The sequence below is a fragment of the Caballeronia temeraria genome (assembly GCF_001544795.2).
Classification (GTDB): domain Bacteria; phylum Pseudomonadota; class Gammaproteobacteria; order Burkholderiales; family Burkholderiaceae; genus Caballeronia; species Caballeronia temeraria.
In genome coordinates this window covers 1-856 of record NZ_FCOI02000119.1, presented here as the reverse complement: position 1 = coordinate 856, position 856 = coordinate 1, and the positions used below count along the sequence as shown (strand labels likewise).

At 62.9% G+C, this 856-nt stretch carries 1 protein-coding gene; it reads right to left on the bottom strand.

The window, feature by feature from the left end; translation table 11 throughout:
* Positions 1-109 precede the first annotated feature (109 nt).
* The coding region (locus AWB76_RS40035; RefSeq protein WP_157696350.1) for an IS701 family transposase at positions 110-856 on the bottom strand (747 nt) is incomplete at its 5' end.

Genomic DNA, 856 nt, shown 5'->3' with positions numbered 1-856 from the left:
CTAGTCTTACTGTGTCATAGAATGTGTTGACGCAGAACTGCAGAATGGGCATTGCTGGAGCCGTTTAGCGACGTGCGCAGCGATACACCAGCGCAGCGTGGCGATCGAGTCAGCCACGTGGCGTTGCGCGCGCTGGGGAGCCGCGTGGCACGTAGTCCGAGGGTAAGCCAGATGTGTCGCGGATCGCAGCGTTTTTTTTACTGCGTCCCTGAATGAGGCGCTGAGCAACGAGGAAGCCGTACGCGGCAATGCAAAGCGATGCATGGTGATGAAACCCGCGCCAACCGCGCCCCTCAAAGTGCCCGAGGCCAAATTCCTGCTTCAGGTCCTGGTAATCATGCTCGATGCGCCAACGCATTTTTGCAACCTGAACGAGGCGGTCCACAGGCGTGCCTGCGGCCAGCGTCGAGAGCCAGTATTTGATTGGCTCGGGCTCGCCATCGGGCCATTCAACCAGCAGCCATTCCTCGTCGCGCGGTGTGGGCCGCCAGTAATCGCGGTGTGAGGCGCGCACACGCACCGCTGCGAATCGCGAACTGAGCGTAGCGCGCGTGCCTTCACGCCACGAAACCGTACGATAGCGGGAAGCGTCAAGCCCGACGGACAACTCCTTGACCGATGCCGGTTCATGCCCCGGTACACGGCGCTGCAGACTTCTCGGTCGGCCAGGCTTGCTGCCGGATGGCGCGGCGGGCAGCGGCGCAGTGCCCGGCGCCCACACACGGGTGCTCGATTGGATACCCACCGCATATTGCAAGCCGATTTCGCTGAGGGCATCGCGAAACGCAGTGTCGTTTCCGTATCCTGCATCGGCCAGTACGACGCCGTCCGGTGCACCGCTTTGCCGGGCCTCGCG